Here is a 15,686-nt window from a genome sequence, read left to right on the forward strand (position 1 = left end):
AGGTCGGGCCGGAGAGCGTGTGCTTCTCCGTGTGCAGTCCGCTAAGTCTCTACTTGGATCTCCCAGTCTCGCGAACAAGCCAGGATGACGATCCCAGTCACTGTTTGATGTCCCATTCGACTCCGTGACCGAGCCGAACAGTAAAGCCCTCTAGCTGATGCCAGGAACCGGGTCGAGGGCAACCCCGGGCTGACAGACACGCTTCGCTACTTAGGCAGCGAGAGCGTAGTCGCGCTGATTGGAATCGGCGCTTATAGGTTTGCAGCGACGCTTACGGTGGTCTCTTGCCTGCACCGACACGCTTCCCCTAACTCAACACACGCAGTCGAAACCGTTCAGCCCCGTGTGTGCCCCGCGTCTTTCGTGGGGCTATTCACTATAACGCGCCGAAGTTCGGAAGTCATACCAATTAATCGGCGGCACTTTCCGTGTCCTTCGCCGCAGCTGATTCCCTGATAGCTGCGGTCTCACGCTCTGCAGCACCGGTGATGTTGGTGATCATCCCCTGGAAGACAACTCCGTGGAAAGGCAGGATCGAGTACCAGTACGCCCGGCCGGCGAGCCCGCGAGGGAAGAAGACCGCACGCTGATCGAGATGCGAACCCACCGGCCGTCCATCCGCACCCGCCGGACCTTCCGACACTCGCAACTCCAACCATGCTCCGCCCGGGACCTTCATCTCGGCGCGCAACCGGAGCAACTTGCCTCGATCGATTTCTTCGACCCGCCAGAAGTCCAGGGCTTCACCGGTGTTGAGCCGACGTGGATCCCGCCTACCCCGGCGCAGTCCGACCCCGCCGACCGCGCGGTCCATCCACCCCCGGATGGCCCACGCCAAAGGGAATGAATACCAACCATTCTCGCCGCCGATCGACTCGACGACCGACCAGAGGGTTTTCGGATCCGCAGCACAGTCACGTTCGCGGTGGTCTACGTAAACTGCCTCCCCTGCCCAGTCCGGGTCGGACGGAAGAGGATCGGACGGCGCTCCCGCGATCGTCGCACCGGACCACGCCGTCTCCACCTCACCGGTCTCGATCTTGCGAAGCGCCAAACGCACAGCTTCCCGGTACGGTGTGAGGCCACCGGCCGGAGGCGGGATGAAGTCGTCGATGTCGTGGTTGTGCATCACCGCGTCGTTCTGCAGTGATTCGATCAGTGGCATCGCCAAGCCCCGCGGGATCGGCGTGACCAATCCCACCCAGTGACCTGCCAGACGCGGGGTGAGGACGGGCAAGACGAGGATGCGTCGGCGTACCAATCCTGCGACGTCGGCGTAGGTGTTCATCATCTCGCCGTACTGCATGACATCTGGCCCACCGATGTCGAAGGCGCGGTTGACCTCCGGCGTTGTCGCCGCGGCTGCGATCAAATAGTGGAGTACGTCACGCACCGCGATCGGCTGAATGTTGTTGTGCACCCACTTGGGTGTGGTCATCACCGGAAGCCGATTGGTCAAGTGGCGCACCATTTCGAAGGACGCCGAACCCGATCCGATCACCACCCCAGCTTGAAATACAACTGTCGGAACCTCGGAGTCGAGGAGGATCCGACCGACTTCGAGCCGAGACTGCAAGTGAGTCGACAACTCTCGGTCGGACGGATGAAGCCCGCCCAGGTAGACGATCCGGCGCACCCCCGCATCGCGAGCAGCGGCGGCGACGTTCTCCGCGCTTCGCTTGTCGATATCCGAGAACGACCCTCCACCGCCCATGGCGTGAACGAGGTAGTAGACCACGTCGATATCGTCGAAAACACCTGAGAGGGAGGCACTGTCGGTCAGATCCCCACGCTTGATCTCCACCGAATCATGCCAGGGCACATCTCGCAGTTTCTCCGGGCTGCGCACCACCACTCGAACGCGATGGCCCTCTTCGACCAGACGAGGGGCAAGACGTCCGCCGATGTATCCGGTCGCACCCGTGATCAACACTCTCACTGCGTCCATCACCCCACGCTACGCACAATTCAACTGCGAAGCGCGAGTGCAACCTCGAGGTCGTCGTTGGTCAACATCATGTTGATCCCCGCTCCAGCCTTCGCCCCGGCGGCTGCGGCCATGATGACCTGGGCACCCGGGTCGACGACGTTGCCCGCAGCGAACACGCCGGGCACGCTCGTCGCCCCCATCATGTCGACTGTGACGAAATCGCCCATCATCGTCTCAGCGCGCTGCGCGCCGAATGCGCGCAAGATCGCATCGTTGGGGTCCATCGTGAGAGCGCCACCGACAAAGACCGCCGAACGCGCGACCACAGTGCCGTCGGCCAACCGCACGCCCACCAACCGATCATCCTCGACGACGGGACCAGCGATCTCACCCTCGACGATCGAAATATCGCGAGCTGCAAGCTTTTCCCGATCTTCGGAACTCAGTTCGGTGATTCGATGGAGGAAGAGAACTACGTCGTCGGACCACTGGCGAACCATGAGGGCCTGGTGCATCGCAAATTCCGCGCTCTTGGCGATGACACCAAGCGGCTGATCGCGCACGCTGTACCCGTGGCAGTACGGGCAGTGCAACACGTCGCGGCCCCAACGCTCGCCGAAGACTTCGAGTTCGACCGGCAGGCGGTCCGTCAGACCCGTTGCAACGAGGACCTTGCGCACCTGAATCTTGCTGCCGTCAGCCAGTTCTACCGAGAACTTCTCGCCGTCCCGTGTCACGGAGACAACGGTGCCGTCATGGAACTCGCCGCCGAATTTGCGGACCTCACCTCGGCCGATGGTCAACAATTCGGCGGGGTTCATGCCGTCGCGGGAGAGGAATCCGTTCATGTGATCGGCGGCCGCGTTCCGTGGTGATCCGTTGTCGAAGACGATCACGGACCTGCGTGCCTGACCAAGGATGAGTGCGGCGTTCAGCCCTGCCGCGCCGGCTCCGATTACTGCTACGTCGAATGAGTTCTGCGTCATGAATCCAGAATGACAAGAGATCGCGTTCTTGACAAACACTGTTGCCACTTTGGCAAAATAGATCCATGACCGAAACATCGTTCGAAGCCGTTCTAGCCGGCATCGGCCCTCGCCTACGTGCGTTGCGCCAGCAGTCCGACATGACCCTGGCCGACCTGTCGGAGACCACCGACATCAGCGTCAGCACACTCTCGAGACTCGAATCCGGTACTCGCCGAGCCAACTTGGAGTTGCTGCTGCCGATCGCCAAGGCACACGGCGTCCCGTTGGACGACCTGGTGAACAGCAAGATCAAGGACCCCCGCGTTCGAGAAGAACCTCGAACGGTCGGATGCATGACGGTCATTCCGCTGACCAGTCAGCCCGGCAACCTCCAGGCCTACAAGATGATCATCTCCCCCACCGACGACGATCGCGAACCGGGATCCCACGAGGGCTACGAGTGGGTCTACGTTCTGTCCGGGCGCATCCGACTCCAACTCGGCGACCGGGATTTCATCATGGGGGCAGGTGAGGCCGCCGAGTTCGACACCCACATTCCGCACCGCATCAGCGCTGCCGACAGCCGACCTGCGGAGGCGATCAGTCTCTTCGGGAAACAGGGCGAGCGTGTTCACCTACGCGCAGCGCCGGCCGACAGACGCGGCTGAAACACTAGGACTGAAAACGCTGGAACTCGAAAGAATCTAGGCGCCCGCGACGGCAATCATGCCGACTGCCGCCAGCGCCAACAGCATTCCCGCTTGTTGCACGCGGCTTACCCGCTCGCCCAGCATCACCATGGCGAGCAGAACCGTCGCAGCCGGATACAGCGAACCGATCACGCTGACCAGTGAGAGCATTCCGCCTTGGAAGGCGTAGATCATCGTCCCGTTCGCGACGACGTCGAGGACGCTGACGTACACCGCGAGTTTGAGTGGCTCGCCTCGTGGGAGAACGAAGTGACCGGCCGCCAGCGCGACCAACCACACCACGACGGTCGCGGCGCCGCGAGATACGGCCAACGCCCACAGCCCGCTGCCCTCGCCGATCTGGTGAAGTGCGATGAACGAGAGAGCAAATGCGCCACCGCTTCCGACGGTCAGAAGCGCCACTTGCCTGGTGAAGCGGAGAGTGATTCCGCCGGCGACCTCACCCGCGGTGTCGTCAGGCGACTCGCGGCTGACCAGGACGACGGCGACCAGCGCGACGGCAATACCCAGGTACGCGATCAACCCCGGCCGCTCACCGAATGCGAATCCGACGAGGACCGGAATACCCGCCACCAGAACAGCTGTCAGCGGCGAGACCACCGACATGGGGCCAGTTGCCAGCGCGAGATAGAACCACCACACCGCCAGACCACTCGTGACGCCCGCGATCGCGCCCCAGATCAAACCGTTCAGCGTCAGCGTCCCGGAAACGAAAGGTGCTGCGATCAGAACGATGACGAGCGAGAGCGGATACGAGACGATCACCACACGCAGTGCGGCAACTCGTCGTGATGCAACTCCCCCGACGAAGTCGCTGACTCCGTAGGCAACTGCCGCCACGAGGGCAAGCAGGATGGAGGTCAGCGCATGCCCTTGATACGACGACCGAGCTCGCGGGTCACCTCGCGCTCGGCGGTCCGCTTGGCCATGTCCTGGCGCTTGTCGTAGTCCTGCTTACCCTTTGCCAGCGCGAGTTCGACCTTGACCTTGCCGTCGTTGAAGTACATCGACAGCGGAACCAGTGTCTGGTTTCCCTCGCGGGTCTTGCCGACGAGGTGCTCGATCTCACGCTTGTGCAGCAGGAGCTTTCGGGTGCGGCGCGGAGAGTGGTTGTTCCACGTGCCTTGCGTGTACTCCGGAATGTGCAACGAGCGCAACCACACTTCGCCGTTGTCCACGGTGGCGAACGCATCGACGAGCGACGCCTTGCCTTCACGCAGACTCTTGACCTCGGTCCCGACGAGCGCGATACCGGCCTCGTAGGTGTCGATGATCGTGTAGTTGTGGCGTGCTTTGCGATTGGTCGCAATGACCTTGCGGCCCTTTTCCTTCACTGTCCGGGCCTCTCAGTCCGCTGTCTTGCTGTCGAATGGTTCTTGCTGTTCCAGCATAGAAGCTCGTGCAAACCGATTATTCGCGGACGTACAGACGCAGTGTGACGTACGCCGTCACCGCGGCCATTCCGACGCCGGCAAGCACGAGGATCGGCGAGACGAACAGCACGTCACTGTTGGAGATCCGCGCCACGATGTTGGCTTCGTAGACATCGGACAGGACCCCGTCGATGAAGACGTTCTTCGCCGTGAACAGTCCGGCAATGGCGAGCACCGCACCGATCAAGGCCGCCACGACGGCTTCGAGAAGGAACGGAAGCTGGGTGTACCACCGCGTCGCGCCGACCAACCGCATGATGTTGACCTCGGTACGACGCGTGAACGCGGCGATCTGGACCATGTTGGCGATCAGCAGGATGGCCGCGATCGCCTGGACGATCGCGATCGCGAACGCTGCGTTGCGCACTCCACCGAGCACGCTGAACAGTCGGTCCACCAACTCGCGCTGATTGAGCACACTCTCGACGCCGGGCCTCGAACCGAAGGTGTCGTTGATGACGCCGAACCGCTCCGGGTCACTGAGCTTGACCTTGAACGACGCCGGGAAGCTGTCCGGGCTCACCAGCGCTGCCAGCTCGGGCTGGTCCTTGAACACGCGCTCGGTGGCATCCTTCACGGCGTCTTCGCGGTTGAGGTACTGAACCGCGACGACGGACGGAGTCTGCTCGAGTTCCTTGCGCAACGAACTGCAGATCTCCTGCTCGCAACCGGGATCAGCCGAAGAGATGTCGTCGGTCAGGAAGATCTGCACCTCGACGCGTTCGAGGAAGATCTGCTGGGTCTTGCCTGCCATCTGCACGACCAGCAGACCACCGCCGAAGAGACCGAGGGAGATTGCCGTCGTCAAGATCATGGCGATGGTCATCGTGATGTTGCGGCGTAGGCCGGTCAGGACTTCGCTGAAAATAAAGCTGGCGCGCATCGGGGAATCCGATTCCTTTTCGAGAGGCCGGTTGTTTCACGACAACCGGTGGGCGTACGGGACGTGTGGTCGTAGTCGGCGCTACCTGCCGACGCCGTACACACCCCGCGCTTCGTCTCTGGTCACCTTGCCGAGATCGAGTTCGATGACGCGTCGACGCATGGAGTCGACGATGTGGTGATCGTGGGTCGCCATCACGACGGTGGTGCCTGTGCGGTTGATCCGCTCGAGCAGCAGCATGATGTCCTGGCTCGTTTCGGGGTCCAGGTTGCCGGTGGGCTCGTCGGCGAGCAGCACGAGCGGGCGGTTCACGAATGCGCGGGCGATGGCGACGCGCTGCTGCTCACCGCCGGAGAGTTCGGTGGGCAGTCGATCGGCTTTGCCGGCCAGACCGACCATGTCGAGGACCTCGGGCACAGTGCGCGCGATGACGTTGCGGGGCTTGCCGATGACTTCCAACGCAAAGGCGACGTTCTCGGACACCGTCTTCTGCTGAAGCAAGCGGAAGTCCTGGAAAACACAGCCCATGCTCTGGCGAAGCTTCGGCACGCGGCGGGCCGCCAACTTGTTGACGTGGAAATCCGCGACCTCGATGTCACCGGACGTGGGCGACTCCATCTTGAGCAGCAACCGCATGAACGTCGACTTGCCAGAGCCGGAGGGGCCGATGAGGAAGACGAACTCCCCCTTCTCCACCTCCACGCTGACTTTGTCGAGCGCCGGCCTGGTGGAGGCCTTGTAGGACTTCGACACATTCTTCATGCTGATCACAACTAGCCAGTCTAGCCGTTATCTAACGGTGACCTTGGCGCCACGCGCGAGCACCCTCGTCCTTATCCGGTACCGGTGGTCGCAGGTGACTGTGGCACCGACGTCGGTGCCTGCATTGCCGCACCAGGTTGCGGGACGGTCGTCGTCGCAGGAGTCGTCGGCACCGTGGTCGCGGACTGTTCGGCGTTTCCCGGAGCAGGCGCAGGACCAGAAGTCGGCGTCGGAGAACCGGAGCTGCCCGTACTCGATTCCGAGGACGGAGCCTCGGAGGTGGTCGTCTGCTCGGTCGAGGACGGCACGGGGGTCGTCGTCGACGGTTTGACCGATGGAGCGATGTACGGCTCGGTGACGGACGTGTCGACGCTGGGCGGCGGAGTTGCTGCCGTTTCCTCCGGATTGAGGTACGTGTGCAGCAGATACGTGAGGATCCAGGCGACCACGAGAATGAACGTCGAGGTGCGCATCCGGCCACCGAAGATCCGTGACGGAAGCCAGTCCAGGTGAATCAGGCGGTCGAGTCCGCGGCGCGGTTCCTGATCGGTCATTCGCTCGCCTCCTCGGTCCGTGCGGTGTGCAGATCTGGTGACACCGTGATCCCCTGACGTCGCAGTGCTGCGGCGACGCGGACACGAAGTGCTCGCCCGACCTGGAATTGTTTGCCAGGCAGCGTGCGCGCAACCATCCGCACATTGACCTGATCGACCTCGAGGCTTTCGACGCCCATGACAGTGGGCTCGTCGAGCAGCAGTTTCTTGAGTCCACGGTCAGCCATCGCGTCGACTCCGACCTGACGAAGTACCTCGTTGACCCGGGTGAGGTCGGCAGTCGCCGGAACCGGAACGTCGATGACGGCGCGTGCCCAGTCCTTGGACAGGTTGGTCGCTTTCACGATCTGGCCGTTGGGAACGGTGATGACCTCGCCGTCGGAGTTTCTCATCCGCGTCACGCGCAGGGTCACGTCCTCGATGACACCTTCGGCGTCGTCGGAGGAGCCGGTGATTGCAAGCCGGACGGTGTCACCGAAGCCGTACTGGCGTTCGGTGATGATGAAGAAACCGGCAAGAATGTCCTGCACGACGCGCTGTGCACCGAAACCGAGCGCCGCACCGAGAACAGTTGCCGGCGCCACGAGACTGCCGATCGGCAAATTCAGTTGATCGAGAACCTTCAGCGTCGCGATCACGTAGATGAACGTGATGACCACCCAGGTGATGACCTGCGCGACCGAGTGGCGATGCTTGGTCGCCTCGGAGCGAACCAGCGCATCGCCCAACTGATAGTTGGAGTCGATCTGGTCGGTGACCTTGTTGCCGCCCCAACTGACCAACCGGGCGAGAATCATCGCGCCGAGCACGGTCATGAGGACGGACAAACCGGTGGTTTGAAGCCAATCGAGCAGGTTCTGCCCAGGTCGAAGTAAAGTCATCGTGCCTTTCGGTATCCGAACGCTATGCGGACTGGTTCTCGCTCATGCGCCAGCGGATGCCGGCCTCGAGGAACCCGTCGATGTCGCCGTCGAGCACTGCCGACGGGTTGTTGACCTCGTACTCGGTACGCAGGTCCTTGACCATCTGGTACGGATGCAGAACGTAGGAACGCATCTGGTTGCCCCACGAGCTGCCGCTGTCGCCCTTGAGCGCATCCATCTCGGCGCGCTCTTCCTGACGCTTGACCGCGAGCAGCTTTGCCTGCAGGACGCGCATCGCCGACACCTTGTTCTGGAGCTGCGACTTCTCGTTCTGACAGGTGACGACGATTCCCGTCGGGATGTGTGTGAGTCGAACGGCGGAGTCAGTGGTGTTCACGGACTGACCACCCGGACCGGACGAGCGGTAGACGTCGACGCGGATGTCGTTCTCGTTGATCTCGATGTGGTCGGTCGTCTCGACGACCGGCAGTACCTCGACCTCGGCGAACGACGTCTGGCGACGCCCCTGGTTGTCGAACGGGCTGATTCGGACGAGCCGGTGGGTGCCCATCTCGACGGACAGCGTTCCGTAGGTGTACGGGCCCTTGATCGCGAACGTCGCGCTCTTGAGTCCGGCTTCTTCGGCGTACGACGTGTCGTAGACCTCGACGCCGTAGTCGTGCTTCTCCGCCCAGCGGATGTACATACGCATGAGCATCTCGGCCCAGTCGGCGGCGTCGATACCGCCGGCGCCGGAGCGGATGTTGATGAGTGCGTCGCGCTCGTCGTACTCACCCGACAGCATGGTCTTGACTTCCATCGCCGCGATGTCGTCACGCAGGCTCGCCCGCTCGGCGTCGGCATCGGCCACCGCATCGGGGCCTTCGTCTTCTGCCAGTTCGTAGAGGATCGGCATCTCGTCGAGCCGCTCGCGCAGGGCAACGATGCGGCGAAGCTCCGCCTGGGCGTGGGAGAGCTGGCTGGTGACCTGCTGGGCGTGTTCCTGGTCGTTCCACAGACCGGGGTCGGCCGCCTGGTGCTCGAGCTCGTCGATGCGTCGGCGCAGCTCCTCGACGTCCACAACCGATTCGCAGGTGCGAAGGGTGGTGTCGAGGGCGTTCAGGTCTGCAATTACGTCGGGATGCACGGTTCTCAAGGCTACCGGGTGCCGACCTGGGCTCTGCTGTGCGTCACCCTGTCCGCTCCCCCGTGCGTCACCTATTGGGATCACCGCGACTGGAAGCCTTGCCAACCAGGGTCCGAGGGAACCTACTGGAGTGATGACTGTCACCGACGAATACCTGCAGAACAACGCCGCCTACGCCGAGCAGTTCACCGGTCCGCTCCCCCTCCCACCCAGCAAGCACGTTGCCGTTCTCGCCTGCATGGACGCCCGCATCGACGTCTATCGGGTGCTGGGGATCCAGGAAGGTGAATCGCACGTCATCCGCAATGCGGGTGGAGTCGTCACCGACGACGAGATCCGATCCCTCGCCATCAGCCAGCGTCTGCTGGGAACTACCGAGATCATCCTCATCCACCACACCGACTGCGGAATGCTGACGTTCACCGACGACGACTTCAAGCGATCCATCCAGGACGAGATCGGCATCAAACCAAACTGGGCTGCCGAATCGTTCCCCGACATCGACGAGGACGTCCGTCAGTCGTTGAAGCGCATCGAGAACAGTCCGTTCGTCACCGCGACGACCTCCCTACGCGGATTCGTCTTCGACGTCGCCACCGGAAAGCTGAACGAAGTCCTCCCGGTTTGAGCCGGTAGGTTGTGTACCCGTGACCGATCGCGCATCCGACCTCGCACTAGCCCTCCGTATCGCCGACGAGGCTGACGCGATCACTCGCGCCCGCTTCGGTGCGCTCGATCTTCGAGTCGACGACAAGCCGGACCTCACCCCTGTCTCGGACGCCGACCTCGCTGTCGAGCGTGCAGTGCGCGCGACACTCGGTGAGCACCGACCGGAGGATTCCGTACTGGGCGAAGAATTCGGCGGCGACGCAGTCTTCGAGGGCAGGCAGTGGGTGGTCGACCCCATCGACGGGACCAAGAACTTCGTCCGCAACGTACCGGTGTGGGCCACGCTGATCAGCTTGCTCGAGGACGGCGTCCCCGTTATCGGCGTCGTGAGCGCACCCGCCCTGAATCGGCGATGGTGGGCTGCAACAGGTTTGGGCGCACATACGTCCTTCGGGGACAGTGATGCGCGGGCGATCCAGGTATCCGCCGTCGATCGCAGCGAGTCAGCGAGCCTGAGCTTCTCGAGCCTCTCGGGGTGGAAGGACCGCGGAATTCGCGATCAGTTCGTCGAACTCACCGACCACGTATGGCGCGTGCGCGGTTACGGGGACTTCTTCTCTTACTGCCTCGTGGCCGAAGGCGCCGTCGACATTGCTGCCGAACCCGAGGTTTCCCTGTGGGATCTGGCAGCGCTGGACGTATTGGTCCGTGAGGCCGGCGGCGCGTTCACCGATCTGGACGGCGGCGCAGGTCCGCACGGCGGCAGCGCGGTCGCCACCAACGGACTGCTGCACGAAGACGTTCTGGCCCGCCTGCGGTAACCACCCGGATACCAGAACATCCCACCCGCCGCAAGGGTCCGAGGGAGGAGTTCCGACAGGCCCGTCGGCAGGATTCGGCACGACATCTCGGCCCGTTGACTGGAAGTAGTTGATCACGCACTACTTCCAGGAGAACGATGAACCGGATTTCCAGGCGCACGATTCTGTTCGGTCTGGCCGCAGCGCCCCTCGGGCTCGCGGTGGGCTGCGGCGCCGACCCGGCAGCGAAGAGCGCCACGTTGGCGGTGGCCGGAACTTCGCGTCCGCTACCGATTCCGCCGCTTGCCGAATCCACCGTCGACGACGCTGGTGTTCGCCACTTCACACTCCGTGCCGGTGCCGGAACCACCGAGATCGTCGCGGGAAAACTCACCGACACTTGGGGTTTCAACGGATCCATTCTGGGGCCCACCGTCCGCGCCGAGCGCGGAGAATCTGTCGCATTCACGATCGACAACACACTGGCAGAGCCCACGACCGTCCATTGGCACGGCATGCATCTGCCCGCCAGATACGACGGTGGCCCGCACCAGACCATCGAAGCCGGCGGACGCTGTGAACCGGCGTGGACGATCGGCCAGCCGGCGTCGACGCTCTGGTATCACCCACACCCGCACGGATCCACCGAACGGCACGTGCAGCGCGGTCTCGCCGGACTGTTCCTGATCGACGATGCCGACACGCGGGCGCTGGACATCCCCAAAACCTATGGTGTCGACGATGTTCCGCTGATAATCCAGGATCGTCGATTCCTCGCCGACGGCAGCTTCGACGAATCAGATCCGACCGACATCGGCCTGCTCGGCGACACGATCGTCACCAACGGCATCTCCGACGCCTACCTCGACGTCACCACCGGAGTCGTCCGGTTGCGCATCCTGAACGGCTCTTCCGGCCGTCTCTACAACCTGGGGTTCCCCGACGACCGCACGTTCGATCTGATTGCCACCGACGGCGGACTGCTCGAATCACCGATTGCGATCAAGCGGATTCAGCTCAGCCCCGGCGAACGAGCCGAGATCGTGGTTCGCGTCGACCCCGGTGCGACGACCACACTGGTGTCGTTCCCGATCGAGGACGGCGGTGGCGTGAGTTCCTCCGACGCCGAGAACCTCGGCATGAACGACCGCTTCGACATCATCGAGCTGCGGGGGGTTGCCAGCCGTGCGTCACGGTCGACTCTCCCGGCGCAGTTGGCCGTACTGCCGCGTCTCGATCCGTCGAAGGCAAGCGTTTCCCGAACCTTCGATCTGCAGTGGTACATGATCAACGGGCAACGAATGGACATGAACCGCATCGACTTCGAGGCCGAGGTCGGCGCGACCGAGGTGTGGACGATCACCAACAAGGACAACTGGCCACACAATTTCCATGTCCACGACGTACAGTTCCAGATCCTCGACGTCGACGGTCGCACTCCCCCGCCACACTTGCGCGGACTCAAGGACACCGTCTACACACCGCCGGGCGGCAGGGTTCGCGTCGCACTGCAGTGGTCCGAGTACACCGATCCCACGTTCCCGTACATGTTCCACTGCCACCTGCTGATGCACGAGAACCAAGGGATGATGGGCCAATTCCTCGTCCTCGAGCCGGGACAGAAGGCGGCTCCGATGCAGATGGACATGCCGATGGACATGCCGATGCCTGGTTCGCACTCCGGTCACTGAGAGTTCTGCAAGTGGTACACAGCGAGGCGAACCCGATTGTCGCAACCGGTCTTCGACATCAGGTTCGCCACGTGTGTCTTCACCGTGGTCACACCCAGATGCAGCGTGTCCGCGATCTCCTGATTGCTCTTCCCTTCTGCCACCAGTGCGAGGACCTGCGATTCGCGATCGGTCAGCGGAACCCTCTCTGTCACCGCAGTGTCTGCGACACCACCGATCACCGCTCGATCCACAACGCGGCGGAGAAGTTCCGGAGTGAACACCATCTCGCCCTCGGCGATCCGCCGAATGGCGCCGAGCAGCTCGGCGGGTTCGGTGTCCTTGACGAAGAACCCCGAAGCCCCCGCGGCGAGGGCGGGATACAGATGATCGTCGTCGTCGAAGGTGGTCAGCACGAGAATGCGTGCTCTTCGACCGGCCTTGACGATCTGCTGCGTGGCACCGATCCCGTCCAGCCCGGGCATTCTCAAGTCCATCAGAATCACGTCGGGATCCAATTCGGCAGCGAGTGCCACCGCCTCGACGCCGTTCGACGCCTCACCGGCCACGGCCATGTCCTCGGCTGCCGCGCACAGCATCCGCAAACCGGCGCGCACCAGTCGCTGGTCGTCGACGATCAGCACGCTGATCACGAGACACCGCCCGAGACAACCAGTGGAATACTCACGTGCACTTCCCATTTCCCGTCACTGTTCGTGCCGGCGGTCATCTCGCCGCCGACCAACTCCGCGCGCTCCTGCATTCCCACCAGGCCATGACCTGCATTCCGGGGCGATCCCTCGACGTCGTTGACAACCCTGACATGGACCCGGTTGTCATCGCGACCGACCGAGACCGATACCAGCCCCTTCTTGTCGCCATGCTTCATGACGTTGGTCAGTGATTCCTGAATCACCCGCAACAGCGTCAGCCTGCCGATCGCATCGAGATCGGCTGCGCCTGACTCGGCATTCCCCTGCGTGTCGAAGACCGACTGCACCTCGAAACCCGCCGCACGCACACGATCTATCGCCGCCCCGATTTCCGCGTCGACGGCATCCGGCTCGACCAGAGCGACCTCACCGAGCGAAGGATCACGAAGTGCGACCAGAAGCCGACGGATATCGGCCAACGCATCCGACGCCGTCGCACGCACATCCGCGAGGACCTCACGCACGGCCTCATCCTGGGGCGCCAAGACATGTTGAGCCACGCCGATTCTCAGGACGATCGATGCCATGTGGTGTGCAACCAGGTCGTGCAGTTCGCGGGCGAGCGCACTGCGCTCCGCAGCGCGGGTCTGCGCAAGATTGTTCGCGGCCAATTCACGCTGCGAGCGCAGATACAGTCCGAGCAGCAGTGGCAACCCCACGTACGCAAGCACTTTCACAGCCGTGGTGACCGAGAAGATGGCTTCGTGAGATTCGAACCAGATCCCCGCGAGCACCGAACCGCACCATCCTGCTGCCGATACGGCAACCATTTCTCTGCGCTCGGCCCGCATCGTGACGTCGACGACGGCGACAGCCCCGAGATACGGAACAAGTTCGGACAGCCCCCAGGCGTCGGCGACGAACATCGGAACGGCGAGCGCCGAGATGGCCAGGGAAGCGAAGACCGGCCATCGACGGCCGGCGACGAAGGCGAGCGCCGACAGCATCGACAGCATCCAGTAGGTGACGGGAACTCGATACTCCCCCGGATACGTGCTGGCGATCAACAGGCACGGGACCACCACCAACGGCGCGTAGCGCATATATCGCTGTATCCGATCTGGCACCTCTGTCCGGCTCACCCCTCGAGCCTATGACGCGCATCATTTCGCGGTTTCTCGACAACAGACCTTACTGATGAGTAAGATAAAAATCGTCCAACGCCCCAACACCGAGAAACAGCTGGTGATCATGACCAAGCAAGACAGTGTTGCCCCCGACAAGAGCGCTCAGCGCAGCGAATCGGGCGCGCAGCGCGGCGGCGCCAAGGGTGCGCCCCGCGACACGTCCGCCGTCGGCCTGAACCCGATCAAACGCGACGCCATGGGCGCAGCCATGCGTGTGCTTACCAAGATCACCGGTTCGGAACTGGCCGAGAAGTTCAATCTGCGTCAGACCATCGATCGCGTGACCTACGAGGGCACCAAGACGGGCTTCAAAACCCTGGGTGCCGCCACTCGAGGGTTCCAGAAGGTCTCGGGCAACGGTGCACCCAAGCGCCTGCCCGACAACCCGAGCAAGAACGCCGACTACTTCGATCTCACCCCGGACGACGACCAGAAGATGATCGTCGAGACGGTGCGTGAGTTCGCGGCCGAAATCCTGCGTCCCGCGGCCTACGACGCCGACGGCGCGGCTCAGGCCCCCGCCGATCTCTCCAAGCGCGCGGCCGAGCTCGGTATCACGCTGATCAACGTTCCCGAAGAACTCGACGGAGCAGCCGCCGATCGCGGCGCAGTCACCAATTCTCTTGTCGCCGAGGCACTTGCGCACGGAGACATGGGACTTGCACTTCCGATCCTCGCACCGAGCGGTGTTGCAGTTGCACTGACGCAGTGGGGCACCGACGCGCAGCAGAAGACCTACCTTCCGGCCTTCACCGGCGAGCAGGTCCCCGGCGCAGCAGTGGTGGTCAACGAACCACGCGCACTGTTCGATCCGTTTGCCCTGCAGACCAAGGCAGTGCGCTCCCCCAGCGGCTACAAGCTCAACGGCGTCAAGAGCTTGGTGCCCGCCGCGGCTACGTCCGAACTCTTCGTCATCGCCGCGGAACTCGACGGCAAGCCGTCCTTCTTCATCGTCGAATCCGACACCAAGGGACTCGTCGTCGAAGCAGATCCCAGCATGGGTCTGCGCGCCGCCGGCCTGGGTCGCCTGATCCTCACCGACGTCGCTGTGTCGGAGTCCGCGCTGCTCGGCGACGGTGACGCCGAGCTGCGCAAGGCCGAATACGCCGACGCGATTCGCCTGGCTCGCCTCGGTTGGGCGTCCATGGCCGTCGGCACCAGCCAGGCAGTTCTCGACTACGTGATTCCGTACGTCAACGAGCGCGAAGCGTTCGGCGAGCCGATCAGCCACCGCCAGGCGGTTGCCTTCATGGTCGCCAACATCGGCATCGAACTCGACGGACTGCGTCTGGTCACGCTTCGCGGCGCTTCACGCGCCGAGCAGGGCTTGTCCTTCGCTCGCGAATCCGCTCTGGCCCGGAAGCTGGCTTCCGAGAAGGGCATGCAGATCGGCCTCGACGGTGTGCAACTCCTCGGTGGACACGGGTTCACCAAGGAACACCCGGTCGAGCGCTGGTACCGCGACCTCCGTGCCATCGGCGTTGCCGAGGGCATCGTCCTCATCTGACGCCGCTGAA

Annotated in this window: 16 protein-coding genes and 1 other RNA gene; 5 read left to right on the top strand and 12 right to left on the bottom strand. The window is 63.2% G+C overall.

The genetic code is table 11. The features are described from left to right. From ssrA to AC1DVN_RS24385, 3 genes are all read right to left on the bottom strand, one after another. Positions 1 to 343, bottom strand: a transfer-messenger RNA (tmRNA) gene (gene ssrA / locus AC1DVN_RS24375). 66 nt (positions 344 to 409) lie between these two features. Next, a complete protein-coding gene (locus AC1DVN_RS24380) occupies positions 410 to 1,948 on the bottom strand; it encodes an SDR family oxidoreductase (RefSeq protein WP_020969261.1) in 1,539 nt (512 codons plus the stop codon). A gap of 20 nt (positions 1,949 to 1,968) precedes the next feature. After that, positions 1,969 to 2,916: an NAD(P)/FAD-dependent oxidoreductase gene (locus tag AC1DVN_RS24385; RefSeq protein ID WP_031332072.1), complete on the bottom strand. Its 948-nt coding sequence runs from the start codon at positions 2,914 to 2,916 to the stop codon at positions 1,969 to 1,971. 65 nt (positions 2,917 to 2,981) lie between these two features. On the opposite strand from AC1DVN_RS24385, the gene AC1DVN_RS24390 reads away from it, so the two are divergent. Beyond that, the gene (locus AC1DVN_RS24390) at positions 2,982 to 3,566 is read left to right on the top strand and encodes a helix-turn-helix domain-containing protein (protein WP_020907208.1); all 585 of its coding nucleotides are present in this window, start codon (positions 2,982 to 2,984) and stop codon (positions 3,564 to 3,566) included. Between the two features lie 36 nt (positions 3,567 to 3,602). On the opposite strand, the gene AC1DVN_RS24395 is transcribed toward AC1DVN_RS24390, so the two are convergent. The 7 genes from AC1DVN_RS24395 to prfB form a co-directional block, all read right to left on the bottom strand. Next, positions 3,603 to 4,460 (bottom strand): DMT family transporter, encoded by an 858-nt coding sequence (locus tag AC1DVN_RS24395; RefSeq protein ID WP_075832889.1) that lies wholly within the window; start codon positions 4,458 to 4,460, stop codon positions 3,603 to 3,605. Between the two features lie 8 nt (positions 4,461 to 4,468). Continuing rightward, entirely contained in the window at positions 4,469 to 4,942 is a 474-nt protein-coding gene (smpB, locus tag AC1DVN_RS24400; RefSeq protein WP_003942330.1) for an SsrA-binding protein SmpB, read from the bottom strand. Between the two features lie 76 nt (positions 4,943 to 5,018). Next, complete coding sequence (gene ftsX, locus AC1DVN_RS24405) at positions 5,019 to 5,924, bottom strand: permease-like cell division protein FtsX (protein WP_003942367.1); 906 nt, start codon at positions 5,922 to 5,924, stop codon at positions 5,019 to 5,021. Positions 5,925 to 6,005: 81 nt separating this feature from the next. Next, complete coding sequence (gene ftsE, locus AC1DVN_RS24410) at positions 6,006 to 6,686, bottom strand: cell division ATP-binding protein FtsE (RefSeq protein ID WP_020969258.1); 681 nt, start codon at positions 6,684 to 6,686, stop codon at positions 6,006 to 6,008. 71 nt (positions 6,687 to 6,757) lie between these two features. After that, positions 6,758 to 7,240 carry an Rv3103c transmembrane domain-containing protein gene (locus AC1DVN_RS24415; RefSeq protein ID WP_046378360.1) on the bottom strand — a complete coding sequence of 161 codons (483 nt, stop codon included), beginning with the start codon at positions 7,238 to 7,240 and terminating at the stop codon, positions 6,758 to 6,760. Beyond that, positions 7,237 to 8,121, bottom strand: a complete 885-nt coding sequence (locus AC1DVN_RS24420) for a mechanosensitive ion channel family protein (RefSeq protein WP_019747849.1) — start codon at positions 8,119 to 8,121, stop codon at positions 7,237 to 7,239. Before AC1DVN_RS24420 ends, AC1DVN_RS24415 begins: the two co-directional genes overlap by 4 nt. Before the next feature lie 22 nt (positions 8,122 to 8,143). After that, on the bottom strand, positions 8,144 to 9,250 hold the full coding sequence (gene prfB, locus AC1DVN_RS24425) for a peptide chain release factor 2 (protein WP_003942364.1): 1,107 nt from the start codon (positions 9,248 to 9,250) through the stop codon (positions 8,144 to 8,146). Positions 9,251 to 9,383: 133 nt separating this feature from the next. Between prfB and AC1DVN_RS24430 the strand changes: the two genes are divergently transcribed. The 3 genes from AC1DVN_RS24430 (at position 9,384) to AC1DVN_RS24440 (ending at position 12,350) form a co-directional block, all read left to right on the top strand. Further along, positions 9,384 to 9,878, top strand: a complete 495-nt coding sequence (locus tag AC1DVN_RS24430; RefSeq protein WP_019747848.1) for a beta-class carbonic anhydrase — start codon at positions 9,384 to 9,386, stop codon at positions 9,876 to 9,878. A gap of 19 nt (positions 9,879 to 9,897) precedes the next feature. Beyond that, positions 9,898 to 10,680, top strand: a complete 783-nt coding sequence (gene hisN / locus AC1DVN_RS24435; protein ID WP_019747847.1) for a histidinol-phosphatase — start codon at positions 9,898 to 9,900, stop codon at positions 10,678 to 10,680. A gap of 137 nt (positions 10,681 to 10,817) precedes the next feature. Continuing rightward, the gene (locus tag AC1DVN_RS24440) at positions 10,818 to 12,350 is read left to right on the top strand and encodes a multicopper oxidase family protein (protein WP_477994297.1); all 1,533 of its coding nucleotides are present in this window, start codon (positions 10,818 to 10,820) and stop codon (positions 12,348 to 12,350) included. On the opposite strand, the gene AC1DVN_RS24445 is transcribed toward AC1DVN_RS24440, so the two are convergent. Together AC1DVN_RS24445 and AC1DVN_RS24450 are read right to left on the bottom strand one after the other, a co-directional pair. After that, a complete protein-coding gene (locus AC1DVN_RS24445) occupies positions 12,344 to 12,982 on the bottom strand; it encodes a response regulator (RefSeq protein WP_477994298.1) in 639 nt (212 codons plus the stop codon). The genes AC1DVN_RS24440 and AC1DVN_RS24445 overlap by 7 nt on opposite strands. Next, entirely contained in the window at positions 12,979 to 14,085 is a 1,107-nt protein-coding gene (locus tag AC1DVN_RS24450; protein ID WP_477994318.1) for a sensor histidine kinase, read from the bottom strand. Before AC1DVN_RS24450 ends, AC1DVN_RS24445 begins: the two co-directional genes overlap by 4 nt. Positions 14,086 to 14,227: 142 nt before the next feature. Between AC1DVN_RS24450 and AC1DVN_RS24455 the strand changes: the two genes are divergently transcribed. Further along, a complete protein-coding gene (locus tag AC1DVN_RS24455) occupies positions 14,228 to 15,676 on the top strand; it encodes an acyl-CoA dehydrogenase family protein (RefSeq protein WP_477994319.1) in 1,449 nt (482 codons plus the stop codon). The last annotated feature ends 10 nt before the right edge of the window (positions 15,677 to 15,686 follow it).

The organism is Rhodococcus sp. P4_E4 (assembly GCF_056401575.1).

Bases quoted from the DNA above. Each gene is read 5' to 3' on its own strand.
- AC1DVN_RS24390 (WP_020907208.1), top strand. From the start codon at position 2,982: ATGACCGAAACATCGTTCGAAGCCGTTCTAGCCGGCATCGGCCCTCGC.
- AC1DVN_RS24440 (WP_477994297.1), top strand. From the start codon at position 10,818: ATGAACCGGATTTCCAGGCGCACGATTCTGTTCGGTCTGGCCGCAGCG.
- AC1DVN_RS24430 (WP_019747848.1), top strand. From the start codon at position 9,384: ATGACTGTCACCGACGAATACCTGCAGAACAACGCCGCCTACGCCGAG.
- AC1DVN_RS24380 (WP_020969261.1), bottom strand. From the start codon at position 1,948: ATGGACGCAGTGAGAGTGTTGATCACGGGTGCGACCGGATACATCGGC.
- ftsX (WP_003942367.1), bottom strand. From the start codon at position 5,924: ATGCGCGCCAGCTTTATTTTCAGCGAAGTCCTGACCGGCCTACGCCGC.
- AC1DVN_RS24415 (WP_046378360.1), bottom strand. From the start codon at position 7,240: ATGACCGATCAGGAACCGCGCCGCGGACTCGACCGCCTGATTCACCTG.
- ftsE (WP_020969258.1), bottom strand. From the start codon at position 6,686: ATGAAGAATGTGTCGAAGTCCTACAAGGCCTCCACCAGGCCGGCGCTC.
- AC1DVN_RS24385 (WP_031332072.1), bottom strand. From the start codon at position 2,916: ATGACGCAGAACTCATTCGACGTAGCAGTAATCGGAGCCGGCGCGGCA.
- AC1DVN_RS24450 (WP_477994318.1), bottom strand. From the start codon at position 14,085: ATGCGCTACGCGCCGTTGGTGGTGGTCCCGTGCCTGTTGATCGCCAGC.
- AC1DVN_RS24420 (WP_019747849.1), bottom strand. From the start codon at position 8,121: ATGACTTTACTTCGACCTGGGCAGAACCTGCTCGATTGGCTTCAAACC.